The organism is Lentzea sp. NBC_00516, assembly GCF_036346835.1.
GTDB lineage: Bacteria > Actinomycetota > Actinomycetes > Mycobacteriales > Pseudonocardiaceae > Lentzea > Lentzea sokolovensis.
Genome location: NZ_CP107840.1, coordinates 6,986,812 through 7,012,335, shown reverse-complemented (window position 1 = coordinate 7,012,335; position 25,524 = coordinate 6,986,812). Strand labels below are relative to the sequence as shown.

The 25,524-nt window shown below is 67.9% G+C and carries 22 protein-coding genes; 12 read left to right on the top strand and 10 right to left on the bottom strand.

Annotated features, from left to right (window positions below; genetic code table 11):
• Window positions 1-58: 58 nt before the first annotated feature.
• From serS to OG205_RS31900, 8 genes are all read left to right on the top strand, one after another.
• On the top strand, window positions 59-1,306 hold the full coding sequence (gene serS, locus OG205_RS31935) for a serine--tRNA ligase (protein WP_330271667.1): 1,248 nt from the start codon (window positions 59-61) through the stop codon (window positions 1,304-1,306).
• 97 nt (window positions 1,307-1,403) lie between these two features.
• Complete coding sequence (locus OG205_RS31930; RefSeq protein ID WP_330271666.1) at window positions 1,404-2,774, top strand: hypothetical protein; 1,371 nt, start codon at window positions 1,404-1,406, stop codon at window positions 2,772-2,774.
• 110 nt (window positions 2,775-2,884) lie between these two features.
• Window positions 2,885-3,583 (top strand): UDP-N-acetylglucosamine acyltransferase, encoded by a 699-nt coding sequence (locus OG205_RS31925; protein WP_330271665.1) that lies wholly within the window; start codon window positions 2,885-2,887, stop codon window positions 3,581-3,583.
• A gap of 29 nt (window positions 3,584-3,612) precedes the next feature.
• On the top strand, window positions 3,613-3,852 hold the full coding sequence (locus OG205_RS31920; protein WP_319976228.1) for an acyl carrier protein: 240 nt from the start codon (window positions 3,613-3,615) through the stop codon (window positions 3,850-3,852).
• Complete coding sequence (locus OG205_RS31915) at window positions 3,845-4,579, top strand: SDR family NAD(P)-dependent oxidoreductase (RefSeq protein ID WP_330271664.1); 735 nt, start codon at window positions 3,845-3,847, stop codon at window positions 4,577-4,579. The genes OG205_RS31920 and OG205_RS31915 overlap by 8 nt, the downstream gene beginning before the upstream one ends.
• Window positions 4,576-5,949, top strand: a complete 1,374-nt coding sequence (locus OG205_RS31910; protein ID WP_330271663.1) for an AMP-binding protein — start codon at window positions 4,576-4,578, stop codon at window positions 5,947-5,949. The genes OG205_RS31915 and OG205_RS31910 overlap by 4 nt, the downstream gene beginning before the upstream one ends.
• Window positions 5,946-7,001 carry a LuxE/PaaK family acyltransferase gene (locus OG205_RS31905; protein WP_330271662.1) on the top strand — a complete coding sequence of 352 codons (1,056 nt, stop codon included), beginning with the start codon at window positions 5,946-5,948 and terminating at the stop codon, window positions 6,999-7,001. Before OG205_RS31910 ends, OG205_RS31905 begins: the two co-directional genes overlap by 4 nt.
• Window positions 6,998-8,224 carry an acyl-CoA reductase gene (locus tag OG205_RS31900; protein ID WP_330271661.1) on the top strand — a complete coding sequence of 409 codons (1,227 nt, stop codon included), beginning with the start codon at window positions 6,998-7,000 and terminating at the stop codon, window positions 8,222-8,224. The genes OG205_RS31905 and OG205_RS31900 overlap by 4 nt, the downstream gene beginning before the upstream one ends.
• A gap of 57 nt (window positions 8,225-8,281) precedes the next feature.
• Here OG205_RS31900 and OG205_RS31895 read toward each other — a convergent pair whose 3' ends face one another.
• From OG205_RS31895 to OG205_RS31860, 8 genes are all read right to left on the bottom strand, one after another.
• Window positions 8,282-8,857, bottom strand: coding sequence for a hypothetical protein (locus OG205_RS31895; protein WP_330271660.1), 576 nt, complete (start codon window positions 8,855-8,857; stop codon window positions 8,282-8,284).
• 27 nt (window positions 8,858-8,884) lie between these two features.
• Window positions 8,885-9,433 carry a hypothetical protein gene (locus OG205_RS31890; protein WP_330271659.1) on the bottom strand — a complete coding sequence of 183 codons (549 nt, stop codon included), beginning with the start codon at window positions 9,431-9,433 and terminating at the stop codon, window positions 8,885-8,887.
• A gap of 179 nt (window positions 9,434-9,612) precedes the next feature.
• On the bottom strand, window positions 9,613-11,010 hold the full coding sequence (locus tag OG205_RS31885; protein ID WP_330271658.1) for a glucosaminidase domain-containing protein: 1,398 nt from the start codon (window positions 11,008-11,010) through the stop codon (window positions 9,613-9,615).
• A gap of 26 nt (window positions 11,011-11,036) precedes the next feature.
• A complete protein-coding gene (locus OG205_RS31880) occupies window positions 11,037-12,401 on the bottom strand; it encodes a C40 family peptidase (RefSeq protein ID WP_330271657.1) in 1,365 nt (454 codons plus the stop codon).
• Window positions 12,402-12,538: 137 nt separating this feature from the next.
• A complete protein-coding gene (gene lhgO / locus OG205_RS31875; RefSeq protein WP_330271656.1) occupies window positions 12,539-13,720 on the bottom strand; it encodes an L-2-hydroxyglutarate oxidase in 1,182 nt (393 codons plus the stop codon).
• Window position 13,721: 1 nt separating this feature from the next.
• On the bottom strand, window positions 13,722-14,924 hold the full coding sequence (locus tag OG205_RS31870) for a glycosyltransferase family 4 protein (protein ID WP_330271655.1): 1,203 nt from the start codon (window positions 14,922-14,924) through the stop codon (window positions 13,722-13,724).
• Window positions 14,925-14,928: 4 nt separating this feature from the next.
• Window positions 14,929-15,909 carry a Gfo/Idh/MocA family protein gene (locus tag OG205_RS31865; protein WP_330271654.1) on the bottom strand — a complete coding sequence of 327 codons (981 nt, stop codon included), beginning with the start codon at window positions 15,907-15,909 and terminating at the stop codon, window positions 14,929-14,931.
• The gene (locus OG205_RS31860) at window positions 15,906-17,003 is read right to left on the bottom strand and encodes a DegT/DnrJ/EryC1/StrS family aminotransferase (protein WP_330271653.1); all 1,098 of its coding nucleotides are present in this window, start codon (window positions 17,001-17,003) and stop codon (window positions 15,906-15,908) included. Before OG205_RS31860 ends, OG205_RS31865 begins: the two co-directional genes overlap by 4 nt.
• 164 nt (window positions 17,004-17,167) lie before the next feature.
• Here OG205_RS31860 and OG205_RS31855 point away from each other — a divergent pair, with 164 nt between their 5' ends.
• The gene (locus OG205_RS31855; protein WP_330271652.1) at window positions 17,168-18,244 is read left to right on the top strand and encodes a lysylphosphatidylglycerol synthase domain-containing protein; all 1,077 of its coding nucleotides are present in this window, start codon (window positions 17,168-17,170) and stop codon (window positions 18,242-18,244) included.
• A gap of 52 nt (window positions 18,245-18,296) precedes the next feature.
• On the opposite strand, the gene OG205_RS31850 is transcribed toward OG205_RS31855, so the two are convergent.
• Window positions 18,297-19,109 carry an HAD family hydrolase gene (locus OG205_RS31850; RefSeq protein WP_330271651.1) on the bottom strand — a complete coding sequence of 271 codons (813 nt, stop codon included), beginning with the start codon at window positions 19,107-19,109 and terminating at the stop codon, window positions 18,297-18,299.
• Between the two features lie 54 nt (window positions 19,110-19,163).
• Here OG205_RS31850 and OG205_RS31845 point away from each other — a divergent pair, with 54 nt between their 5' ends.
• A complete protein-coding gene (locus tag OG205_RS31845; RefSeq protein ID WP_330271650.1) occupies window positions 19,164-20,069 on the top strand; it encodes an LLM class flavin-dependent oxidoreductase in 906 nt (301 codons plus the stop codon).
• Here OG205_RS31845 and OG205_RS31840 read toward each other — a convergent pair.
• On the bottom strand, window positions 20,059-22,026 hold the full coding sequence (locus OG205_RS31840) for a DUF6541 family protein (RefSeq protein ID WP_330271649.1): 1,968 nt from the start codon (window positions 22,024-22,026) through the stop codon (window positions 20,059-20,061). The two genes, OG205_RS31845 and OG205_RS31840, sit on opposite strands and share 11 nt — an antisense overlap.
• A gap of 189 nt (window positions 22,027-22,215) precedes the next feature.
• Between OG205_RS31840 and glf the strand changes: the two genes are divergently transcribed.
• A complete protein-coding gene (glf, locus tag OG205_RS31835; protein WP_330271648.1) occupies window positions 22,216-23,400 on the top strand; it encodes a UDP-galactopyranose mutase in 1,185 nt (394 codons plus the stop codon).
• Between the two features lie 171 nt (window positions 23,401-23,571).
• Window positions 23,572-25,476 (top strand): glycosyltransferase, encoded by a 1,905-nt coding sequence (locus OG205_RS31830; RefSeq protein WP_330271647.1) that lies wholly within the window; start codon window positions 23,572-23,574, stop codon window positions 25,474-25,476.
• Window positions 25,477-25,524 lie beyond the last annotated feature (48 nt).

Genomic DNA, 25,524 nt, shown 5'->3' with positions numbered 1-25,524 from the left:
CAGCGCGAACCGGATATCCGCGTGAAGTGCGAATCCTCCGGGGACTACCCTTCGCAGGGTGATTGACCTCAAGGTGTTGCGCGAGAACCCGGAGACAGTGCGCGCGTCGCAGCGTGCTCGTGGCGAGGACGAGGGCGTCGTCGACAGCCTGCTGTCCGCCGACGAGCGCCGGCGTTCCGCGATCTCCCGTGCGGACACCCTGCGCGCCGAGCAGCGAGTGCTCGGCAAGGAGGTCGGCAAGGCCAAGGGCGACGAGAAGACCGCCCTGCTGGTCAAGGCGAAGGACCTGGCCGCGGAGGTCAAGGCCGCCGAGGCCGAGCAGCACGCCACCAACGACGAGGTCCAGGAACTCCTGGGCAGGATCCCGAACCTCGTGCACCCGGACGCGCCGGTCGGCGGCGAGGACGACTTCGTGGTCGTCAAGACCGTCGGTGAGCCGCGCGTGTTCGACTTCGAGCCGCAGGACCACCTCGACCTGGGCACCAAGCTCGGCGCGATCGACATGGAACGCGGCGCGAAGGTCGGCGGCTCGCGGTTCTACTTCCTCAAGGGCGTCGGCGCGCAGCTCGAGATCGCGCTGCTCAACATGGCGGCGGCGCAGGCCACGGCCAACGGGTTCGAGCTCATGATCACGCCCACGCTGGTGCGGCCGGAGATCATGGCGGGCACCGGGTTCCTCGGCGCGCACTCGAGCGAGATCTACCACCTGCCGAACGACGACCTGTACCTCGTGGGCACGTCGGAGGTGCCGCTCGCCGGCTACCACGCCGACGAGATCCTCGACGGGGAACGCCGGTACGCGGGTTGGTCGTCGTGCTACCGCCGCGAGGCCGGGTCGTACGGCAAGGACACCCGCGGCATCATCCGCGTGCACCAGTTCAACAAGGTCGAGATGTTCTCCTACGTCAAGCCCGAGGACGCCGAGGCGGAGCACGCCCGGCTGCTCGGCTGGGAAGAGGAGATGCTCGCCAAGATCGAGGTGCCCTACCGCGTCATCGACACGGCGACGGGTGACCTCGGCACGTCGGCGCACCGCAAGTTCGACTGCGAGGCCTGGGTTCCGACGCAGCAGAAGTACCGCGAGCTGACCTCGACGTCGAACTGCACCACGTTCCAGGCGCGCCGCCTGAACATCCGCTACCGCGACGAGAACGGCAAGTCGCAGATCACGGCCACGCTCAACGGCACGCTGGCCACCACCCGGTGGATCGTGGCGATCCTCGAGAACCACCAGCAGGCCGACGGCTCCGTCGTCGTCCCCGAAGCGATGCGTCCGTTCATGGGCGGCCTGGAAGTTCTCAGGTAAAACTTTTCCAAAACCTGTATTTCGCCGGGCCTGACGGCGTCCTCCTTGCAGAACACCACATGGGGGTGTGGTGTCGGCAAGTAGGGGGTTAGTTGTCATGTCATTCGAAGCTGCGGTCGGCGAAGTCGACATCACGCCGGAGAACCCGCCCTATCCGAGCCTGTGGATGGGCGGGTACGGCTGGGGCCCGCGCGGCAACCACGGCGCGATCGCCCGCCGGTTGCGCGCCCAGTGCCTCGTGCTCTGGGACGGCGGCGTGCCGAAGATTCTGCTGCGTGCAGACCTCATCAGCATCCCGAGGGACGTCAACCAGGCGATCAGGGGGACCCTCGTAGCCGAGGGACTGGTCGCCGCGAACGACCTGATGCTGCTGGCGAGCCACACGCACTCGGGCCCGTTGTACGGCGACACCAAGCCGAGCCCGCAGGTGATGATGGGCCTGAGCCAGGCCGACGTCGACGCGGTCAACGGCACGACGTGGCTGATCACCGACGCACTGGTGCAGCTGGTCCGCGACACTCTGGACCTGGAGCGCACCGCCGTCACGCTGTCGTACGCCGAGGGCGAGGCCAAGATCGGCCACAACCGGGTGGCGGACAATTTCGCCGTGCTGGACACCGTGCCGGTGCTGCGCCTCGACAACACCGACGGCGACCTGTTCGCAATCGTGTTCGGAGCGGCGTGCCACCCGGTCTCGCGCGGCAACGACGAGGTGTTCGACGGCGAGTTCCCTGCCGTCGCCTCCGCGCTGATCGAGAACGAGCTGGGCGTGCCCGCGCTGTTCGTCCAGGGTGCGTGCGGCGACCAGGAGGCGAACGACCCGCACGTCCCGGAGACCACCGAACAGCTGGGCGCCGTCCTGGGCCAGGCGGTCCTCGACGTCCTCGGCGACGACGGGTTCGACACCGTCACGGGACCGGTCAACACGGCGATGACCGAGGTCAACCTGCCGTTCCACACCAACACCGCCAACCCGGACGTGCTGGCCGCGGTCCGCGCGAGGTACAAGCTCCGGCTCAAGGTGCTGCCGCAGACCGACCCGAACCGCCGGCACGCCGCCCTGATGGTGAAGCTGATCGACGGGGGCCAGCTGCCCACGTCGATGCCGATGCCGATCCAACGCTGGCGGTTCGGCGGCCTGAGCATCCTGGCTCTCGCGCACGAGCCGTTGTCCGCCTACGACGTGAAACTGCACGCGGCCTTCCCCGGAAACCTCTGGGTCATGGGATACGCCAACGAGTGCGAGGGCTACGTCGCGGACAACGACACGCTGCGCTCCGGCGGCAACCTGCACCTCGGCTACGAGGCCGGGTGGAACCAGGGCGACTCCACCGTCGCCGGGATCAACAGCTACTGCGTCTCGTACGCGTGGCCTGGTCCGCTGAAGTTCTCGGACACCGCGGTGCCCGCCGCCGGCACCACTGAACGGATCGTCATGGACGCGAGCTTGAGCTTGCTGAATTCGTAGCCGGTCAGGCCCTGTTCTGCCCGTGAAGTAGAGTGGCCTACCGGCCCCGTCGGGTGGAAGTGCCCTGGTGACGTGGGTTACACATCAACTCACGGGCAGGACAGGGATCAGTGGCGAACCGCATTCACGAGACCGCGATCATCGGCAAGGACGTCGAGATCGGCGACGACAACGTGATCGGGCCGTACACGGTCATCGCCGGGCCCGCCCGGATCGGTGACGGCAACTTCATCGGCCCGCACGTCAGCATCGGCGGCCCCGCCGAGTTCCTGAGCGCGCCGCACCTGGCCGGCTGGGACGGCGAGAACGACGGCCCCGGCGTGGTGATCGGCGACCGCAACCGCATCCGCGAGTTCGTCACGATCAACCAGGGCGCCAAGGAGCCGACCAGGGTCGGCAACGACAACTACGTGATGGGCCGCGCGCACATCGCGCACGACTGCGTCATCGACAACAGCGTCGTGATCACGAGCGCCGTGCAGATCGCCGGCCACTGCCACGTGTGGAGCGGCTCCAACATCGGCCTCGGCACCGTCGTGCACCAGGGCACGCAGATCGGCCCTGGCGCGATGATCGGGCTGGGCTCGGCCATCCGCAAGGAGGTCGGTGCGTTCACCATCACCCTGGGCAACCCGGCCCGCACCACCGGCGTCAACGTCATCGGCCTGTCGCGGCGCGGCTGCGACGAGGCCGCGATCGCCGCTCTCACCGGTTTCCTGACCGGCAAGGAGGCGGAGGTTCCCGCCGGCCTGCCGGAGGAGCTCGCCGCGCTGCTCAAGGCGTGGACCGAGCGTTCGAACGAGCACTGACCCACACCGTCCGAGAGAACGAGAGAACGATGTCCCTGAACGACCGTCTTCGTGGTGTCTTCGTGGACGCCCTCCAGCTCGACGACTCGGTTGACGTCGAGAACCTGAAGTACCGCGACATCGATGAGTGGGACTCGGTCGGCCACATGGCGCTCGTCGCCGCCATCGAGGACGAGTTCGACGTCGAGTTCGAGACCGAGCAGGTCATCGACATGAGCAGCTTCAAGGTCGCCGTCGACATGCTGAAGGGCCTCGGCGCTGGTGAGTGACTTCGCCGGCAAGGTAGCGGTCGTCACCGGCGGCACGCGTGGCATCGGCTTCGCGACCGCCGCGGCGCTGGCCGAGGCGGGCGCGACCGTCGTCATCACCGGCCGCGATCGCGAGACGACCGAGAAGCGTGCCGCCGAGCTGGGCGAACGCGTCCACGGCATGGCGCTCGACGTCGCCGACTCCGCCGCGATCAAGGACGTCTTCAAGGCGATCTCGAAGGAGCACGGGCGCATCGACGTGCTCGTGGCCAGCGCGGGCGTGCTGGAGGGCGGCCTCATCGGCATGCTCACCGACGACCACGTGAACAGGACGCTGACCACGAACGTCGCCGGCACGATCAACTCCGTGCAGGCGGCGGCGCGGGCCATGATGCGCAAGCGCACCGGCTCGATCGTGCTGATCGGCTCGATCGTTGGCGAGCGCGGCAACGCGGGTCAGATGGTCTACGCGGCGTCCAAGGCGGCGCTGGTCGCGGCCGCGAAGTCCGCGGCGAAGGAACTCGGCAGGCACGGGATCAGGGTCAACGCGGTCGCGCCCGGCGTGATCCAGACCGACCTGATCTCGGAGCAGTCCGACGAGGTGCTGGAGCGGGTGAAGGGCGACACCGCCCTCGGCCGGCTCGGCACCGCGGAAGAAGTGGCCAAGGTGATCCGATTCCTGAGCAGTGACGACGCCTCGTTCGTCACCGGTCAGGTGCTCGGGATCGACGGAGGTTTGGTGCTGTGACGCTGCTGCACGCTCAGGCCCGCCTGCGTGACGCCGCGACCGGTGAGCTGCTCGGCGGTGCCGAGCTCGCCGGACGCGTGTCCGAGGCGGCGAAGGAACTCGCCGATCTGCCGTCCGGGGTGCTGTTCCTCCGGGTCGGCCTGGACCTGACGAGCGTGCTGCGGTACCTGGGTGCGTTCGAGGCCGGCCGCGCCGTCGCGCTGCTCGACCCGGCGCAGGACCGCGAGGTGCTGGACGGGCTCGTGTCCCGCTTCCGCCCCGCGGCCGTGCTGGGCATCGACGACGAACCCGCACAGGGGTACTCGCAGGACTGGGTGCGCGAGGACGCGGACGGCGTCGCCCCGCACCCCGACCTGGCCGTGATGCTGCCGACCAGCGGCTCCACCGGTAACCCGAAGTTCGTGCGGCTGTCCCGCTCGGCGATCCTCGCGAACGCCGACGCGATCGCCGAGGTGCTCGGCATCGACGAGAACGAGGTCGCGCCGACCAGCCTGCCGCTGCACTACAGCTACGGCATGTCCGTGCTCAACAGCCACCTGCGCAAGGGCGCGACGGTGCTGCTGGAGGGCTCCGGCGTCGTGGCGCGGCCGTTCTGGGACGCGGTCACGCAGTACGGCGTGACGTCGCTCGCAGGTGTCCCGTACCACTACGAGATGCTGCGCCGGCTGCGGTTCGACCCGGCCAAGTACCCCACGCTGCGCACCCTGACGCAGGCGGGCGGCAAGCTCCGCACCGACCTGGTCACCGAGTTCAACGACAAGATGCGCGCCGCCGGCGGGCAGATGTTCGTGATGTACGGCCAGACGGAGGCCGCGCCCCGGATGGCCACCGTGCCGGCCGACCGGCTCACCGAGAAGCTCGGCTCCGCGGGTCCCGCCCTTCCCGGCGGCACGTTCGCGATCCGCGACGAGGCCGGGAACGAAATCACCGAGCCCGGTGTTGCCGGTGAGGTGGTGTACCGCGGGCCGAACGTGATGATGGGCTACGCCGAGTCCGAAGCCGAGCTCGCTCTCGGCGACGAGACCGGCGGCGTGCTCGTCACCGGCGACCTCGGTTACCTCGACGCCGACGGGTTCCTCTACATCACCGGCCGGCTCAAGCGAATCGGCAAGGTGTTCGGCAACCGGGTCAACCTGGACGACCTGGAGCAGATCGTGAAGGGCTTCGGCGCAGCCGCCGCCGTGCCCGCGGGCGACAAGGTCGTCGTCTTCCTCGACAGGGCCGAGAAGGACACCTGCAAGCAGGCCGCGAAGTTGCTGTCCGAGACGCTGCACCTGCACGTCACGGGCTTCGACGTGCGTCCGGCAGAGGGTTTCCCGCAACTGCCCAGCGGCAAGATCGACTACCGGTCACTGGAGGCACAGGTATGAGCGTCTTCGGACGCGGTCAGGCCGAGCGCGAGACCGCGCTGCTGGCCGAACTGACCGAGCTGACCGAGCACCACCGCGCGAACTCCGAGCAGTACGACCGGATCCTGTCGTCGCTCGGCATCTCCTCCGGCGAGAAGTTCGGGTCGTTGAACGACCTGCCGTGGCTGCCGGTGCGCATGTTCAAGACGCACGAGCTGAAGTCCATTCCGGACTCCGAGGTCTTCAAGGTGCTCACGTCGTCCGGCACGACCGGCGGTGGCGCGTCCCGGATCTACCTCGACAAGGACGCCGCCGCGGTGCAGACCCGCCAGCTCGGCGCGACGCTGCAGGAAGTGCTCGGCGGCAAGCGGCTGCCGATGCTGATGGTCGACACCATCGGCATCATCAAGAACCGCCGCTCGTTCTCCGCTCGCGGCGCCGGCGTGCTGGGCATGGCGACGTTCGGCCGCAGCCACGTCTACGCGCTGGACGAGAACGACCAGCCGGACGTCGAGGCGGTCAAGGAGTTCCTCGCCAAGCACGGCTCCGAGCCGTTCCTGATCTTCGGCTTCACCTTCATGGTGTGGCAGTACCTCTACGAGGTCGCGCGTGAGCACGAGCTCGACCTGTCGAACGGCATCCTCATCCACTCCGGTGGCTGGAAGAAGCTCATCGACATCGCGGTCGACAACGCGGAGTTCCGCAAGCGCTTCGCCGAGGACACGGGCCTGACCCAGATCTACAACTACTACGGGATGATCGAGCAGATCGGCACGGTCTTCCTGGAGGGCCGTTCCGGGAACTCGTTGTACTGCCCGGACTTCGCGGACGTCATCATCCGCAACCCGGAGACCTGGGAGGAGCAGCCCGTCGGCGTTCCCGGTGTCATCGAGGTCATCTCGACGCTGCCCCGCAGCTACCCGGGCCACGTGCTGCTGACCGAGGACCTCGGTGTGGTGCACGGCGTCGACGACGGCGACTGGCCCGGCAAGCGGTTCTCCGTGCTCGGCAGGCTCCCGCGGGCCGAGGCGCGCGGCTGTTCGGACACCTTCTCTGGAGCTGTGGCCTCATGAAGCGCCGTTTCCCGGCAGGATCTGACGTCTCCTCGGTCGACGAGCTCCTCGCGAGCATCTCCGGCGAGCCCACCGACGGCCGGCTGAAGGTCGGCGACGAGCGGATCGTCGACTTCCTGGTGAAGTTCGCGCGCAAGCTGCTCGCCCCGCAGATGGCCCGCCGCTACCCGGAACTCGCGTCGCTCGGGTTCTTCCTGCGCCGCAGCGAGATCAACAAGGTGCTGCGCCAGCTGGAGACCCCGCAAGGCGTGCTGCGCTTCGGCCGCGGCCTCGTCTTCCACATCCCGCCCGCCAACGTCGACACGATCTTCGTGTACTCGTGGGCGCTGTCCGCGTTGGCAGGCAACAGCAACGTCGTGCGCATCTCGCCGCGTTCGGCGGGTGCCGCGGAGGCCGTCGTCGAGGCGCTGAACGACGCGTTGAAGGACGCTCACCCGGCCGTCGCGCAGACCCAGGTCATGGTCACCTACGACCGCGACGACAAGGTGACCGCGGCGCTGTCCGCAGCGTGCGACCTGCGCGTCATCTGGGGCGGCGACCGCGCCGTCAACGAGGTGCGCAAGATGCCGCTCGCGCCGCACGCGCGCGACGTCACGTTCCCCGACCGCGCCTCGTTCGCCCTGATCTCCGTCGACGGCTGGGTTTCCGCCACGCCGGAGCAGAAGCGCGACGTGGCCGTCGGTTTCTACAACGACTCGTACTGGTTCGACCAGGCCGCCTGCTCGTCGCCGCGCGCCCTGTTCTGGGTCGGTGACGACGTCGCGGGCCAGCAGGCACGGACCGAGTTTCGGGCCGAGCTGACCAAGGTGCTCGAAGCCAAGAACCACGTCGTCGAGCCCGCGATGGCAGTGCAGAAGCGCGTCTCCGCCTACGGTGTCGCGGCGGACGGCCACGCGAAGTCGATCTCGTTCGACGGCAACGCGGTCGCCACCCTGGAGCTGACGGCGGCGGCGGACGTGCCGCGCGAGTGGCTGGGCGCGGGCACCTTCCCGTTCGCCACGCTGCCGACGCTGTCCGCGCTCGTGCCCATGGTGCAGCGCAAGGACCAGACGCTGTCGGTGTTCGGCTTCTCGCAGGAGGAGCTGGAAGCGCTGGCACACGAACTGGCCGGCCGCGGCATCGACCGCATCGTGCCGTTCGGCAACGCGCTGACGTTCTCCGACCACTGGGACGGCTTCAACCTGCCCGCGGAGTTCACCCGTCTGGTGACCGTCCAAAGCTGACAGTCCACAGAGGACGAAAGCCGCACTGGAGCCTGGTGCGGCTTTCGTCGTTTCCGGCTAGTTGTGGCAGTCCTGGCCCTTGAGCGAGACGAACGCCGCCACGACCTTCTTGGTGTCCGCGTTCACCCCGAAGACGAACTTGGCGTTCGGGTTGTTGTCCGCCTCGGCGACCCAGGTGTAGTTCGGGCCGGTCGGCTCGAGGTTGGTGTACTCGGCCTTGAGCTTGTCCTCGGTCGCGCCGATGCCCGCGCCGTCGGCAGTCATGTCCGCAGTGAAACTGATGCTCGCGACCCCCACTTTCGGCGACACCCAGAGGCGCTCCTTGGTTCCGGCGATCTCGTGGAGTGAGCAGCCGTCGCTGGGCTCGATGGCAGGTCCGATCAGCTTGGCGTCCAGTGCCTGCTTGAGCGTCATGCCGAGCTTCAGGTCGCCGTAGCCGAACGAGCCGATCACCGGCCTGGCCGGTGGCGCGGGCGGGTTGGTCACGGTCTGGGTGACGACCGTGGTGGCCACCTGGGCGGCCGGTGGCGTCGTGCTGGAAGACGTAGCAGTGCTGTCCGGCGCGGGCGTGGACGTGCACGCGGCCAGGCCGAGAGCAGCGGTGACGGTGACGAGAACGATGGAACGCTTCATTTTTGTTTCCCCCCAGGGATTGCTGACTCAGAGCAGGTACATGGAACAGTCGGCGTTGTACGTGTGCAGCTTGATGTGGACGACCTTGTCGGTGTCCGCGAACTGGTCGGTCTCGGAGCTGCCGATGAACGAGTAGCCGGCGTTCTCGGCGATGCTCGCCGACCAGCCCGCGCGGAACGCGGAGACGGTCGGGTAGGCCTTCTTCACCGCGGCGTAGGTCGAGCCGATGCCGATTCCCTTGGAGGTCTTGGCTTCCGCGGGCAGCGTGATGCGCACGACGCCGTACCGTTTGGAGATCGCGACCGCGTCGTCGCCCACGCAGGCGCCGTCACCCTCGCTGTCCCAGGTCAGGTCGGTCAGGCCGGTCGCCCTCGCGTCCTCCAGGGTCATGCCCAACTTGAGAGAGCCGTAGCCGAGGCGGGTGTCGGTGTTCACCACGTTCTTCGGCTGGTCGGTGATCGTGGTCGCGGCGGTGCCGGCGGGGCGTTCGGCGGCGGTGTTCGGCGCGGGTGCGGTGGTGCACGCGGCCAGGCCGAGTGCGGCGGCGATGATGACGAAGACGAGTGAGCGGCTCATTTCTTCCCCCCGGGAATGCTGTCGTGCCCGCCCCACCCCCAGCGGGGCGGACACGACGCTGCTGACAACACGAACTCTGCCGGGCGCGCCTGCAAATCATCTGCAAATCCTCTGCAGGGCTGCTGAGCTGCGAAAAGGCCGCACCGGAAGTCCGGTGCGGCCTGTGTTCGGAGCAGTCGTCAGATCAGGTGCAGGTTGGTGTTGGTGAAGCCGGTGGCGAAGATGACCTCGTTGTCCCACGGGTTGTTCGCGAAGCCGTGGTAGTTGTGCCAGGCCTTCACGCCGCCGTCCGGCAGCGCCGTGACGATCTCGGCCTTGCCATCACCGTCGAGGTCGGCGAAGTGCAGGCCCTCGTTGGTGAAACCGGAGCCGATGATGGCGTCGCTGTCCCAGGGGTTCGCCTTGAAGCCCCAGTAGTTGCGCCACGCCTTCACTCCGCCGTCGGGCAGGACGGTGACGATTTCGGCCTTGCCGTCGGCGTTCAGGTCGGCGAAGTGGAGCGAGTCGTTGGTGAAGCCGGAGGCGATGATCGCCTCGTTGTCCCACGGGCTGTTCGTGAAGCCGTGGTAGTTGTGCCACGCCTTGACCTGGCCGTCCGGCAGGACCGTGATGATCTCGGCCTTGCGATCTCCGTCGAGGTCGGCGAAGTGCAGCGACTGGTTGGTGAAGCCGGAGGCGATGACGGCGTCGGCGTCCCAGGGGTTCGGTCCGAAGGTGCCGTTGTTGCGCCACGCCTTCACGGCACCGTCGGGCAGGACGGTGATGATCTCCTTGTCACCGTCGCCGTCGAGGTCGGCGAAGTGGGCGTTCTCGTCGGTGAAACCGTTGGCGACGACGGCGTCGGCGTCCCACGGGTTCTGGGCGAAGCCGCGGCCGTTGCGCCACACCTTCACGTTGCCGTCCGCGGAGATGAACGCGATGTCGGTCTTGGCGTCACCCGAGAACGAGGACCCTGCCGACACGGACGGCCCACCGGTGTTGAAGCGGTAGAGGTTGTAGTTCTGCATCAACGAGATGTTCTTGCTCGCGTAGTTCGGGTCCGTCGCGTACCTCTTCGCGACCTCGCGGATGAACTGGTCGGGGTTGCTCTCCCGGTACGGCAGGGCGCTGTCGTAGATGCCGCTCGTGGTGATCAGCCGGCCGTAGTCGCGGAACGAGTCGGTCATCGAGCGGTAGACCCGGAAGTACGCGGTCTCGGGGTGACAGGTCGGCGTGCACTCCTCCGTCTGGTAGGCGTGGCAGCCGATCGCGATAGGGCCGGGGCTCGACGAGTTCACGCACTTGAAGCCGAAGTAGTTCTTGTCGTTGGCGGAGAGGCGGCTGCGGCCCCAGTCGGATTCGAGAATCGACTGCGCGGTGGTCACCGAGGCCGGGATCCGGAACTCGGCCTGCACGGCCTGGGCGGCGGGGCCGGCGACGTTGACGTAGTCGTCCTGGAGACCGGCGGCGACCACCGTGTTCAGGGCGCTGTCCCGGTTTTCTTGCTGTGACTCGGCTTCCGGCGGCGCGGCGTAGGCGGTGCCGGTCACCAGTCCTGCGAACGCCGTGGCGAGCAGGGTTGCGGTCAGCTTCTTCATGACTGTCCTTTCCAGACTCGCGTCGGTCAGATCAGGTGCAGGTTGGTGTTGGTGAAGCCGGTGGCGAAGATGACCTCGTTGTCCCACGGGTTGTTCGCGAAGCCGTGGTAGTTGTGCCACGCCTTGACCTGGCCGTCCGGCAGGACGGTGACGATCTCTGCCTTGCCGTCGCCGTCGAGGTCGGCGAAGTGCAGCGACTGGTTGGTGAAGCCGGTGGCGATGATGGCGTCGTTGTCCCAGGGGTTCGCCTTGAAGCCCCAGTAGTTGCGCCACGCCTTGACCTGACCGTCTCCGAGAACGGTGATGATCTCTGCCTTGCCGTCGGCGTTCAGGTCGGCGAAGTGCAGCGAGTCGTTGGTGAAGCCGGAGGCGATGATCGCCTCGTTGTCCCACGGGCTGTTCGTGAAGCCGTGGTAGTTGTGCCATGCCTTGACCTGGCCGTCGGGAAGGACCGTGATGATCTCGGCTTTGCGGTCTCCGTCGAGGTCGGCGAAGTGCAGCGACTGGTTGGTGAAGCCGGAGGCGATGACGGCGTCCGCGTCCCACGGGCTCGGGCCGAAGGTGCCGTTGTTGCGCCATGCCTTGACCTGGCCGTCGGGCAGGACGGTGATGATCTCCTTGTCACCGTCGCCGTCGAGGTCGGCGAAGTGGGCGTTCTCGTCGGTGAAGCCGTTGGCGACGACGGCGTCGGCGTTCCACGGGTTCTGGGCGAAGCCGCGGCCGTTGCGCCACACCTTCACGTTGCCGTCCGCGGAGATGAACCCGACGTCGGTCTTCGCGTCACCGGAGAAGGAGGAACCGGTCTGGCCCACCGAGTCCTCGACGATGTTGTTGTAGCGCTTCGCGGCGTAGGAGGCCGTGTAGGCGGCGCTCCAGGTGCGCTGCTCGGCGACCTGGCCGAAGTCCCACTCCTCCCAGACCACTGCCTTGGTCTGCGCGCCGTCGTCCCATCGGACGAAGATCGCGATGTGCTGCTGGTCGCTGTTGTGCTTCCACAGCACGTCGCCGGGCTTCAGTTCCGACTTGGCGATCGAGTGCATGAACGGCTGGAGCGAGTAGGTCGTGTAGCTGTTGTCCATGCCCCACGCCATCGACGTGAAGCCGGAGCAGTCCGCGCGGTAGCTGCCGTACTCGTTGGCGTACCAGGAGGTCTGGCTGTACGGGACCCGCGCTTTGAGCCATGTCTCGGCCCGTTTCATGACCTCCGATCTCGCGATCGGGTTGTTCGCCGCCATCTTCAAGCCGGGCTCGGGTTCCTCGCCCTGCTTGGCGTATCCGCCGTCGGTGACCAGCGTGCCGGGCTCCGGTGCCGCCTGGCCGGTGATCGGCCCCAGGAACGTCACCGCCGTCGCAACCAGAGCGAGCAGGGTCGCCATCCGTCGCAGTCGCATTTCGTTTGCCCCCCAGTAATTCGGGCTGTTCTGTTGACAGCACGAACTCTGCGGGGCGTGCCTGCAAGTCATCTGCAAGCTCGCTGCGACAGGATCTACAGGCGGCTTACAGGACCTTTACAGGTGTGTTGACCTGCTCAAACGAGGGTTGCGACGGTTTCGTCGGCGATGTGCCGGCCGATCTCCAGCGCGCTGGTCGCGGCGGGGGAGGGCGCGTTCAGCACGTGCACCTGGCGCGGTGCGGACTCGATCAGGAAGTCGTCGACGAGCGAGCCGTCCGGCAGCATCGCCTGGGCGCGGACACCCGCCTCGGCGCGCACGATGTCGGCCTCGCCGACGGCCGGCACCAGGCGGGCCAGGCTCGCCGCGAAACGCTTGCGGGAGAACGACCTGAGCACCTCGTCCAGGCCGGTCCGGCCGAACCGGGCGGCCAGCTTCCAGGTACCGGGGAAGCGCAGCACGTCGAACACGTCACGCGGGTTGACCTGGGCCCAGCGATAGCCCTCGCGGCGCAGCGCCAGGACCGCGTTCGGGCCCGCGTGCACGGAACCGTCCAGCATCCGGGTCAGGTGGACGCCCAGGAACGGCAGCGCGGGGTCCGGCACCGGGTAGATCAGGCCGCGCACCAGCTCACGCCGTTCGGGACGCAGCTCGTAGTACTCGCCGCGGAACGGGACGATCGTCGCCTTGGGACGCAGCCCGGCGAGCCTTGCCACGCGGTCGCTGTGCAGGCCCGCGCAGTTCACCAGCGCGTCGGCGCGGACAATGCCCTGCGGCGTGGCCACCGCGACACCGGTGTCCGTGGAACGGATGGCGAGCGCGGGGGAGTTCAGGCGGAGGTCGGCACCGGACAGCAGGCCGACGAGCACCCGGCAGACGGCCGGGAAGTCGATGATCGCCGTGGACTCGACGCGCAGGGCGGAGACGGCGGCCACCTCGGGCTCGTACTCGCGAGCCTCGGCGGGGGAGATCAGCCTGGCGGGAACGCCGTTCGCTTCAGCACGTTCGGCCAGGGCGTTGAGCCGGGGCAGTTCGTCGGTCGAAGTAGCCACGACCAGCTTGCCGCAGACGTCGACGGGGACGCCGTGCTCCTTGGCGAAGGCCACCATGGAAGCGTTGCCCGCCAACGACATGCGGGCCTTGAGAGAACCGGGCTTGTAGTACAGACCGGCGTGCACGACGTTGCTGTTGTGCCCGGTCTGGTGCGCCGCCCAGTGCGACTCCTTCTCCAGCACGGTCACGTCGTGGCCGCGCCGGAGAAGTTCGTGAGCGGCGGAGAGTCCGAGGATCCCTCCGCCGATCACGACGACGTGACTCACGTCAGGCCTTGTCCGAGATCTTCTTGAGGATGTCGAGGTTGGCTTCGCAGATCTTCGGCATGTCGAAGTTGTCGAAGACCCACTGACGACCGGCCTCACCGATCTTCTTGGCGACGCCCTCGTCCTCGATCAGCCGGTTGATCGACTCGGCCAGCGCGGAGTGGTCGCCCGGCTTGGTGAGCAGCGACTCCGTGCCGTTGGTGATCATGGCGTTCGGGAAGTAGTCGGCCCGCTCGGCCATGACCGTCGGGACGCCCGCCGCCATCGCCTCCAGCGACGCGATGCCGATGCCGAAGCCCTGCAGGTCGTGGACCTCCATGTCGGCGCCCGCGAGCAGACCGGGGATCTCCGCCTTCGGCAGCGTGCCGGTGCAGATCAGCGCGTGCTCGACGCCCAGCTGCTTGGCGATCTCCAGGAACTCCGTGTTGTACAGGCCGCCGATGACCAGGACCTTGGTGTCCGGGTGCTTCTTGAGCACCTCGGGCAGCGCCTTGACCAGGTTGATCCGGTCGCGGACCGGGATCACGTGGCCGAGCGACGCGATGACCGGGCCGTCCCCGATCTCCGGGAACCGCTCGCGCATCTTGGCGCGCTCGGTGACGTGGTCGAGGTCGTGGAAGCGGTCGAGCTCGACACCGACGGCCAGCTTCTCGATGCGCTCGTCCGGCGTCTTGTAGCGCTTCTTGATGTACTCGTAGAAGATCGTGTCGATCGCGATCAGCTTCGTCGGCTTGTTGTACGACGTGATCGGCTTGACGACGACCGCGTCCAGGATCCGGAAGACCGCGTGGATCGGCCTCATCGGGCTCTGCAGCCGCGTGTGCAGCGTCAGCACCGACGGCACGTTGCGCTTGCGCGCCCACAGACCGCTCTGCCAGGTCAGGTCGAAGAACTGGCCGTGCTGGTGGACGACGTCCGGCTTGAAGCCGTCCAGCAGCTTGAAGACCTTCTTGCGGTTGCCCCACTTCAACGCGAACGTGATGTCGAAGTTGAACGAGATGCGGGTCTCCGGCAGCGTCCAGGACGGCAGACGCACGATCTTGATGCCGTCGCGCTCCTCCACCGGCAGCGCACCGCCGTACGCGGCGGTGATGACCAGGACCTCGTGACCCTGCGCCGCGTAGTACCGCGCCAGCGTGTCCGACACGTAGGCACTGCCACCCATCCGGGGCGGGAAGAAGTTGTTGATGATCGCGATGCGCATCGCGTCAGGCCTTCCCGTTGGTGGCCGAGAGAGTCGCCTCGTGCACGACCTTGTGCGCCGGGAGGATCGCGTTGCGCTCAGCGGTCACCTCGTCCGAACCGGCACCCAGCTCGAGCAGGTTCAGGAAGTGGTTCAGCTGCGCGGCCAGCGGCTCGGCGCTCTGCAGGATCGTCGGCAGCTCGATGACGGTCTGCGACTGGTAGCCGACACCGTCCGCCGCCGGCGAGTCCGCCACGTGCTTGTAGATCGTGATGTCCCGGCGCAGCAGGTCGATCTCGATCAGGCGGTCGATCTCCAGCACCGAGATCTGCCGCACCTTGCGCTGGCTGATCCGCGACGCCGAGATCGTGGCGAGGGCACCGCTCTCGAACGACATGGTCGCGTCCGCGGAGTCCTCGGAACTGTTGTCCTGCGACTGCTTGTGGAAGAAGCCGAACGAGCCCTTCACCGCGGCCGGGGCGTTGCCCACGAAGCGGATCGCGAGGTCGACGTCGTGGATGAGCAGGTCGCCCGCGACACCGGTCTTGATCCGCGGCACGAACGGCGAGTGCCGCATCGCGTTGATCTGCACGACCTCGCCCACGAACTGCTTCGCGGTGAGGATCGCCGGGTTGAAGCGCTCGAGGAAGCCGCAGACGAGCGGCAGGCCGCGCTTCTCCGACTCGGCGACGAGCTCCTCCGACTGCGCGTACGTCGCGGCCAGCGGCTTCTCGATGAGCAGCGGCTTGCCGAGCTCCAGCGCCTGCTTGGCGATGGCGTAGTGCGCCTCGGTGGCGGCCGCGATGACGACGGCGTCGACGTCCTTCAGCCCGTCCAGCGAGCTGGTGTGCTCGATGCCGAAGCGGTCGGCGATGGCCTGACCGGTCTGGGCGTTCTGCTCCACGACGAACTTGAAGTCGACGCGGTCGGACTGCGACAGCACGCGGGCGTGCAGCGAGCCCATCGTGCCGGCGCCGACGAGGGCGACCTTGGGACGGGCGGTCACGCGCCGAACACCTCCCGGACGGACGAGACGATGGTCTCGAGCTCTGCGTCGGTCAGCTTCGGGTGCACCGGCAGCGAAAGCGCCTGCTCGGCGACCTTCTGCGCGACCGGCACGTCGGAGGCGATGACCTGAGGGTTGTCCCGGTAGCAGTCGTAGTCGAACACGAGCTTCGGGTAGTAGATGCCGTTGCCGATGCCCTTCTCGGTGAGCTTCGCCGCGAGCTCGTCGCGGGTCACCGGGGCGTCGTCGCCGACCAGGATCGTGTACTGGTGCCACACGTGCTCACGGCCAGGCAGCACGGCGGGGACGGTGAGACCCGTCACGCCGTCGAGGCCCTTGGACAGCGCCTCGGCGTTGTGCCGGCGCGCGTCGGTGAGCTGCTGCAGCTTCTCCAGCTGCGGGATGCCCAGCGCCGCGTGCAGGTCCGTGAGGCGGTAGTTGTGACCCGCCATCTCGTACTGGTAGCGGGCGCGCATGCCCTGGTTGCGCATGACGCGCAGCTTGTCCGCCAGCGCGTCGTCCGACGTCGTGATGACGCCGCCCTCGGCGGTGGTGATGTTCTTGGTGGCGTACAGCGAGAAGCAGCCGATGCCGAACGAACCGGCGGCCTTGCCCTCGAACGTCGCGCCGACGGCCTGCGCCGCGTCCTCGACGATCGTCAGGCCGTGCTGCTGCGCGAGCGGCACGAGACGGCCCATGTCGGCCATCTGGCCGTACAGGTGGACCGGCATGAGGACCTTGGTGCGGTCGGTGACCGCGCCGCTGACCTTCTCCGGGTCGAGGTTGAAGTCGACCGCGCTGATGTCGGCGAACCGGGCGGTGGCGCCGGCTTCGAGGATCGCGTTCAGCGTGGCCACGAAGGTGAACGGCGTGGTGATGACCTCATCACCAGGCTGCAGGTCGAGCGCCTGGATGGACGCGACCAGCGCGGTCGTGCCGTTGTTCACGGCGACCGCGTGAGGCACACCCGCAACGGAGGCGAAAGCATCCTCGAACCGCTTGACCATCGGTCCCTGTGCGATGACACCGGAGCGGAGCACTTCCAGCACGAGCGGCTCGGCGTCCTGGACGTCGACGACGGTAATCGGAATCATGCAGCAGACTTTCCACTTCCGGAGACGGTTGGATGCGTCCGGTACAGTTACCCCGGTGTTACTGCCAGGTGCAGACCAGGCGCGACCACAGGCTACCTGCCTGATGGAGTGATCCTTTTCAGGGTCCGTTGTGGATCCGCGTCGTAAGAAGTACGACCCCCCTCATGGACGCCCAGCCCGCCGTGCTCGGCCCGTCGCTGGGAAGCGAAGCAGGAAGCGGAGAACCGATGACCGTCGAGCCCGATGTGGCTGCCACCGACGCTGAACAGGCCGCCCCTCCGGCTCCGGCCAACACCCGCAAGACAGTGGTCATCGCCTGGGCGAAGCGCGTGCTCATCGTGGCCGTGCTCGCCGCCGCCGCCTTCTCGGTCTACTCCCAGTGGGACAAGGTCTACCCCGAGCTGGTCAAGCTGCCGTGGCTGTCGGTCGTGTTGTCGCTGGTCGCGGTGTTCGTAGGCATCTTCCTGGGCCCGCTGGTCTGGAAGATCGTGCTGTCCGACCTGGGCGCTCCCGTCCGGTTCGCCGACGCGTCGAAGTTCTACCTGGTCGGCCAGCTGGGCAAGTACGTTCCCGGCGCCGTCTGGGCCGTCCTGCTGTCGATGGAGCTCGCCCGTGAGGCGGGCGTCAACCGGGCGCGCAGCTTCACCGCGGGCCTGGTCGCGACCGGCATGGGCGTGCTCGCGTCGTTGATCGCAGGCCTCGCCGCGCTGCCCGTGATGCTGTCCGGCCGCCCTGAGGCGAACCAGCTGCTGTGGCTGTTCCTGCTGCTGCTGGTCGGCCTGCCGTTCCTGCACCCGCGGCTGCTGACGTGGTCGGTCAACCTGGTGCTGAAGGTCCTGCGCAAGGCACCGATCGAACGCCGTTTCACCGGCATCGAGATCCTCAAGGCGCTGGGCACGGCCGTCGCCATCTACCTCTGCTACGGCGTGCACCTGTGGCTGCTGGTCAACTCGCTCGGCTCGCCGCGCTGGGACACGCTGATCCTGTCCACCGGCGCCATGGCGCTGTCGATGACCGCGGGCCTGCTCGCGTTCTTCCTGCCGTCGGGCATCGGCGCCCGTGAGCTCGTCATCACCGGCACCATCGCGACCGTGCTGCCGCTGCCGCAGGCCATCGCGCTGGCCCTGGTCTCGCGCCTCATGTTCACCATCGCCGACCTGGCCGCGGCCGGTTCGGCCACGCTCGTGGCCTACGTGCAGAAGCGGCGCGGCGTTCCCGTGCCGGTTCCCGCCGAGGACTGAGCGAACAAGACGAGAAGCGCCGCACCTCACCAGGTGCGGCGCTTTTTTGTGTCTAGAACCAGCGCTCCAGGACCTGGGCCACGCCGTTCTGGTCGTTGGTGGCGGTGACCTCGTCGGCCACCTCCAGCAGCTCGTGGTGCGCGTTGGCCATGGCGACGCCGTGTCCGGCCCACCGCAGCATCGGGATGTCGTTCGGCATGTCCCCGAAGGCGATGACGTCCTCGGTCGCGACCTCCAGCCGTGCGCAGACATCGGCCAGGCCAGTGGCTTTGGTCACGTCCCGTTCGGACACCTCGATCAGGCCCGCGTTGGTCGAGTACGTGATGGCGAACTCGTCACCCAGCACGGCCGTCGCCGCGGACGCCATCTCGGCGCTGGTCATCTCCACGCGCCTGACCAGCAGTTTGATCGCCGGGTGCCCGAGCGTCTCCGCCCGTGAGGCGACCTCGTGACCCTCCGGCCAGGCGTGCCGGTACTCCTTCTCCGCGACGAACGTCTGGACGTCCGCGGCCCGTTCACCGACCCGTTCCGCGGCCACCGCACACCCCGGGATGGCCGTGTCGAGGGCGTGGACCAGGTCGATCAGCCGCACCGGGCTGATGCCGCGCTGCCAGATCACGCGGTCCTCGCTGATGTCGTAGAGCACGGCGCCGTTCGCGCAGACCGCGTAGCCGGTGACGCCCAGCGCGCCCGCGATGTGCGGCATCCACCTCGGCGGACGGCCGCTGACCAGCACGAACGGCGTACCGGCCGCGAGCACCCTGCCCACCACCCCGGCCGTGTACTCACTCACCTGCTCGTTCGTGCCGAGAATCGTTCCGTCGACGTCCGATGCCACCAGTGCCGGTTTCTCCACGACGTCCATCCTCGCTGATGGCGGATTCGCCGGTCGACGTAACTCGTTCGCTAATGTCAGCCGGTGCGAGTTGGTGTGGTGATCCTTCCCGAGTACCGCTGGTGGGTGGCGGAACCGAAGTGGCGTGCGGCCGAGGAGCTGGGCTTTTCCCACGCGTGGACGTACGACCACCTGGGGTGGCGCACGCTCGTCGACGGCCCGTGGTTCTCCGCGGTGCCCACGCTCACCGCCGCCGCGATGGTCACGTCGAAGATCCGGCTGGGCACGCTCGTCGCCTCACCCGTCTTCCGGCACCCGGTGCCGTTCGCGCGCGAGATCTTGACTCTTGACGATCTGTCGGACGGCCGCCTGAACGTCGGCATCGGCTCCGGCGGCACGGGCAGCTACGACTCCGACGCCATCGGCGCCCCCGAGCTCACGGCCCCGCAGCGCACGCAGCGGTTCGGCGAGTTCGTCGAGCTGCTCGACCTGCTGCTGACCAGGGACAAGACGACCTGGAAGGGCGAGTTCTTCACCGCGGACGAGGCCCGCGGGCACCCCGGCTGCGTACAGCGGCCGCGCGTCCCGTTCGTCATCGCCGCCGACGGGCCCAAGGCCATGGGCATCGCCGCCCGCTACGGCACCGGCTGGATCACCACCGGCTCGCGGCAGCTCGACAGCCCCGACTACGAGACCTGGTGGCGCGGCGTCGCGAAGGTGACCAAGCGGTTCAACGAGGAGCTCGCCTCGATCAACCGGGCCAAGGGCACCATCGACAGGTACCTGAACCTCGACTCGGCGCCGGTGTACTCGCTGACGAGCGTCGAGGCGTTCCAGGACGCCGCCGGGCGGGCCCGCGACCTCGGGTTCACCGATCTGATCGTGCACTGGCCGCGCAGCGAGGGCGTCTACTTCGGCCACGAGACCGTGCTGGAGCAGGTGGCCGGGGACGTCCTCCCCGGCCTCGTCGACTTCGAGTTCAGGGACTGACGGGAGCGCCCGGCTCCGGCACCAGCTTGTAGATCGTCGAGTCCTGGTTCGAGAAGACCTTCTGCACGAACGGCTTGCCGTCGAGGTTCTCCAGGCCGTCCACGCGGTCCTTGCCGCCGTGCACGTAGCCGACGTCGACGATGATGTAGCGGACGTTGAGGTGCTTCACCGCGTCACGCACGGTGGAGTCGTTCGCGTAGTCGTTGAACTCGGCCTGCAGCGTGTGCACCGCCGGCGACTCGGCCGAGCCGTCGTAGTGGCCGACGACAGGCTGCACGCCCGCGAGCGCGTACATCCAGACCGTGCCGTCCCTGCGGTCGTTGAGCACCCGCTCGCCCGGCTTGACCAGCTTGGCGAGTTCCTGGAACGCGAGCACCTCGGTCGGACTGACCACCATGTTGTGGCGGTCGGCGCCCGGCTGGTTGCCGTAGCCCTGCTTGACCTGGTTCGCGTTGAGGTTGAAGTACAGACCCTGGCTGAGCAGCGCGAACACCGCGATGACCAGGCCGCCCGCGACGTACGAACCGATGCCGGCGGGCACCTTCACGCGCGCCGCGCCGACCTTGGCGAAGTCGTACACCTGCGCCAGACCGTGCCCGGCCACGACGACGAGCGGCACGCACGCCAGCGCGATGAGGCGCCACTGGTCGTTCCACCACGGGCTGGTCAGCTTCGCGACCCACGGCTGCGAGTAGGACGCCGTCAGCACCCAGACGCCACCGAAGAACGCCGCCGAACCGAGCAGCCAGCGCAGCTCACCGAGACGCGAGGCGAAGACCAGGCCGACCCACAGCGCGAGCGCCAGCCAGTACTGCGGCAACGCGATGACGTGCTGGAACGTGAGCAGCGAGCCGACCGACTGGCTCACCGGGAACGTCGACGGCCAGTCCACGATCGCGATCTTGCCGCCGACCGCGAGCGCGCCGAGCAGGTGCGGCAGCGTCACGACGATCGCCACGACCGCCGGGACGATCAGCTTGAGCGCGTCCCGCCAGATCAGCCCGAGGTGGCCCCACCAGCGCTGGATGAACATCGGCAGCACGAACAGGATGCCGCCGAACAACGTGCTGGAGTGGATCGCGAGCAGGCCGACCGCGACACCGCCGAAGAAGATGCCGGTGTCCAGTGCCGCCCGCTTGAGGTACGCGTCCATCGCGATGGCCAGCACCGGCATGACCGCGATGCCGAGCGTGAACGTCAGCAGCGGGCCGCGCCACAGGTTGTCGTAGGTGGCGCTGGTGCAGGCGACGGTGACGAGCGCGGTGAACGCGGCGGTCATCGCGCGGCCGTTGAAGTGCCGGATCATCGCGACCAGGGTCAGCGCGAGGATGCCGGGGAACATGATCGTGCTGGCGTTCAGCACGGCCGGTACGGCGGCACCGGTCAGCTTGAACACGAGCGCGCCGACCAGGTGGTAGGCGTTCGGGTAGAAGACGCCGTCGGGGAGCTCGTACCAGTTGACCTTGCCGGTCGCGTAGAGGCTGCCCTCGCCGGTCTCGGCGATGTAGCGGATGCCGTTCGCGTGGTAGGCGGCGTCCCAGTCCTGCGGGATCGAGTTGAGGTCCCAGCGCATCGCGGCCATCAGCACGGCGAACCCGACGACGGCGGCGGCCAGCAGCGTCACGGCCACCGCGACGTGCGCGCTCCGGGCCCACGGCGACGGCGTGCGCTCGATCGGGCCGTTGCGGCGCACCACGAACCAGCGCGCGGCGGCGAACAGCAGTACCACGACCACCGTGGTGACCAGGAACGTCCAGACGTTGAACGGGATCCCGATCTTCCACAGCCACGGACCGGCCAGGCCCGCGATCAGGTACGTGAACACGGGCGCGCTGGCGGCGAGTGCCCACCCGCGCAGGCCCACGGCCGCGGCGGCGAGTCCGCCCGGCAACCACAGGACGGCGAGATACGTCCCGATCGTCGCCACGGTCAGCAACGTGCTCGCTTCGGTCGGCACAAGACCACCCATGGTTGCTCTGCAAGTGGATGTGCGGGATGCCCCCGCAAATGACACCGGCAAGGCTATCCCGAACGGGCTGATCGCCGTCCGACGGCCTGTCGCACGCGTTTTAGCTGATCAAGGCCTGTGCGGTTCGCGGAGGGGGTGTTGGGAACACGCCTGGGAGGGCCGGTACCCTCCACGTTCGTGAGCTTCGCTGGTTTTGACCTCATCGTCGTCGGTTCCGGTTTCTACGGGCTGACCGTTGCCGAGCGCACCGCCTCCCTGCTGAACAAGCGGGTGCTCGTTCTGGAACGTCGTTCCCACATCGGTGGCAACGCGTACTCGGAGGCTGAGCCCGAGACAGGAATCGAGGTGCACCGCTACGGCGCGCACCTCTTCCACACCTCGAACAAGAGGGTCTGGGAGTACTGCAACCAGTTCACCGAGTTCACCGGCTACCAGCACCGCGTGTTCGCGATGCACAACGGCACGGCGTACCAGTTCCCCATGGGCCTCGGGCTGATCACCCAGTTCGTCGGCCGCTACCTGTCCCCGGACGAGGCTCGCGCGTGGGTCGCGGAGCAGGCGTCCGAGATCGACAGCGCGAGCGTGAAGAACCTCGAGGAGAAGGCGATCTCGCTGGTCGGCCGTCCCCTGTACGAGGCCTTCATCCGCGACTACACCGCGAAGCAGTGGCAGACCGACCCGAAGGAGCTGCCGGCCGCGGTCATCAGCCGCCTCCCGGTCCGCTACAACTTCGACAACCGCTACTTCAACGACACCTACGAGGGCCTGCCGGTCGACGGCTACACCGCGTGGCTCGAGAAGATGGCGGAGCACGAGAACATCGAGGTCCGCCTCGACACGGACTTCTTCGACGTGAAGGACGAGATCCCGGCGGGCACGCCGATCGTCTACACCGGTCCGGTCGACCGCTACTTCGACTACTCCGAGGGCTGGCTCGGCTGGCGCACGCTCGACTTCGAGCAGGAGGTCGTCCAGACGGGCGACTACCAGGGCACGCCGGTCATGAACTACAACGACGCGGACGTCCCCTTCACCCGCATCCACGAGTTCCGCCACTTCCACCCGGAGCGGGACTACCCGAAGGACAAGACGGTCATCGTCCGCGAGTTCTCCCGCGCCGCGGAGAAGGACGACGAGCCGTACTACCCGATCAACACCGCGGAGGACCGCGAGAAGCTCGAGCGGTACCGCGTGCTGGCGAAGAAGGAAGCCGCCGAGAAGAACGTGCTGTTCGGCGGCCGTCTGGGCACCTACAAGTACCTCGACATGCACATGGCGATCGGCGCCGCTCTGAGCGCGTTCGACAACAAGATCGCGCCTCACCTGACCGAGGGATCCGCCATCAACGGCGATCTCGACTGATGTCGGTTTAGACGCATTTCGCCCGGCCGTACAACCTGTGCGGCCGGGCGTTCGTCATTGGACAATGAGTACTATGGGCGCTTGACGCGCCGCGCCACGACACTCTCTGTGGCGGTAGCCATCCATGAAGCTGACCCGAACCGCCCGAATTCGGTTCGCCGGAGGAAGCACGTGACCGAGCAGGCCAAAGCCGCAAGCGCTACCAAGATCAACCCGACCCAGGTCCTGCAGCGGGTGATCATGCCGCGGGACGAGGACCCGCTGGACGTGCGTCCGCTCTACCTCGACGAGCCGACCAACGTGCACAGCCACGTCTCGGGCCGCCGCGCGGTGACGGTTCAGACCTCGGCCAAGGTGTCGTTCGCTTCGTACTTCAACGCGTTCCCCGCCAGCTACTGGAAGCGCTGGACGATCGTCGAGGAAGTCGTGCTGCGCATGCGCGTGCGCGGCGCCGGTCGCATCGACGTCTACCGTTCGAAGCCCAACGGCGACATCATCCACCTCGACGGCCAGGTCATCCGCAGCCCGAAGGCGTGGTTCGACGTCGCGCTGACGGTGTCGCTCAAGCCGTTCGAGGACGGCGGCTGGATCTGGTTCGACGTCTTCACCGACGACACCACGATGGAGATCGACGACGCCGCGTGGACCACCGAGCAGCCGCTGCCGGCGCAGACCGTCGCCATCGGCATGACGACGATGCGCCCGGTCGACGCGGTCATCGCGCTGCGCGCCCTCGGTGAGGACCCGGCCGTCTTCGCGGTGCTGAAGAAGGTCTTCGTCGCCGACCAGGGTTCCGTCAAGGTGCGCGACACCCCCGGCTACGCCGAGGCCGTCAAGGCCCTCGGTGACAAGCTGGAGATCATCGAGCAGGACAACCTCGGTGGCTCCGGCGGCTTCACCCGCGGTCTGTACGAGGCGATCGAGCACACCGACGCCGACCAGATCATGCTGATGGACGACGACATCCGCCTGGAGCCGGACGCCGTCCTGCGCTCGAACGCGTTCGCGCGCGCCGCCGCCCAGCCGGTCATCGTCGGTTCGCACATGCTGAACCTCCAGGCCCGCTCCCGCCTGCACAGCATGGGCGAGGTCGTCGACCTGGGCACCTGCTACTGGCGGGCAGCACCCGGCGCGCTCACCGACCACGACTTCGGCACCGAGTCGCTGCGCGAGACCGAGGAACTGCACGCCCGCATCGACTCCACCTACAACGGCTGGTGGATGTGCCTGTTCCCGCGTGAGGTCGTCCAGCGCACCGGTTACCCGCTGCCGCTGTTCATCAAGTGGGACGACGCGGAGTACTCGCTGCGCGCCCTGGAGCGCGGCTACCCGACGGTCTCGCTGCCGGGCTCGGCCGTGTGGCACATGCCGTGGACGGACAAGAACGACGCCACCGACTGGCAGGCGTACTTCCACACCCGCAACCGGCTCGTCCTCGCCGCGCTGCACAGCCCGTACGACGTCCGCTCCACGCTGCTCAAGCAGGGCCTGAAGCTGTCGCTGCGGCACCTGCTGTCGATGGAGTACTCGACGGTCGCCATCCAGCAGAAGGCGATCGAGGACTTCCTGGCCGGCCCGTCGAAGCTGTTCGACTCGCTGCGCACGGCCCTGCCGGAGATCCGCGAGCTCCGCAAGCACTACTCGGACGCCCAGGTCCTCCCGTCCGCGCGCGAGTTCCCGGCGCCGACGTTCGACATGGTCCGCGCCGAGCAGATGCTGACGCCGCCCACGAACCCGGTCACCATCGCGTCCGAAGCGGCCAAGGCGCTCATGCACAACCTGCGTGAGCCCCAGGCGGCAACGGCGGAGCGCCCGCAGATCAACGTGCCGGCGTCCAACGCCCGCTGGTTCCTCCTCGGCAACCTGGACAGCGCCACCGTGTCCAGCGCCGACGGCAGCGGCGTCGCGTTCCGCAAGCGCGACCCCAAGGAGTTCCGCCAGCTGATGAAGCGCGCGGTCCGCAACTACCGCCGCCTGTCGTCCGAGTGGCCGCGCATGCAGAAGGTGTACCGCGACGCGCTGCCCGAGCTGACCTCGGTCGAGTCGTGGCGCAAGGTGTTCGAAGCCAACAGCTGATCTTCTGGTTGTGCGAGAAGGCCCCCGGACTTCCGGGGGCCTTTTTTG

Excerpts from the sequence above, each read along its gene's own strand:
- OG205_RS31850 (WP_330271651.1), bottom strand. The coding sequence starts at position 19,109 with ATGGACGTCGTGGAGAAACCGGCACTGGTGGCATCGGACGTCGACGGA.
- OG205_RS31885 (WP_330271658.1), bottom strand. The coding sequence starts at position 11,010 with ATGAAGAAGCTGACCGCAACCCTGCTCGCCACGGCGTTCGCAGGACTG.
- OG205_RS31905 (WP_330271662.1), top strand. The coding sequence starts at position 5,946 with ATGAGCGTCTTCGGACGCGGTCAGGCCGAGCGCGAGACCGCGCTGCTG.
- OG205_RS31890 (WP_330271659.1), bottom strand. The coding sequence starts at position 9,433 with ATGAGCCGCTCACTCGTCTTCGTCATCATCGCCGCCGCACTCGGCCTG.
- OG205_RS31870 (WP_330271655.1), bottom strand. The coding sequence starts at position 14,924 with ATGCGCATCGCGATCATCAACAACTTCTTCCCGCCCCGGATGGGTGGC.
- OG205_RS31855 (WP_330271652.1), top strand. The coding sequence starts at position 17,168 with ATGGACGCCCAGCCCGCCGTGCTCGGCCCGTCGCTGGGAAGCGAAGCA.
- OG205_RS31860 (WP_330271653.1), bottom strand. The coding sequence starts at position 17,003 with ATGATTCCGATTACCGTCGTCGACGTCCAGGACGCCGAGCCGCTCGTG.
- OG205_RS31895 (WP_330271660.1), bottom strand. The coding sequence starts at position 8,857 with ATGAAGCGTTCCATCGTTCTCGTCACCGTCACCGCTGCTCTCGGCCTG.
- OG205_RS31920 (WP_319976228.1), top strand. The coding sequence starts at position 3,613 with ATGTCCCTGAACGACCGTCTTCGTGGTGTCTTCGTGGACGCCCTCCAG.
- OG205_RS31900 (WP_330271661.1), top strand. The coding sequence starts at position 6,998 with ATGAAGCGCCGTTTCCCGGCAGGATCTGACGTCTCCTCGGTCGACGAG.
- OG205_RS31930 (WP_330271666.1), top strand. The coding sequence starts at position 1,404 with ATGTCATTCGAAGCTGCGGTCGGCGAAGTCGACATCACGCCGGAGAAC.
- OG205_RS31880 (WP_330271657.1), bottom strand. The coding sequence starts at position 12,401 with ATGCGACTGCGACGGATGGCGACCCTGCTCGCTCTGGTTGCGACGGCG.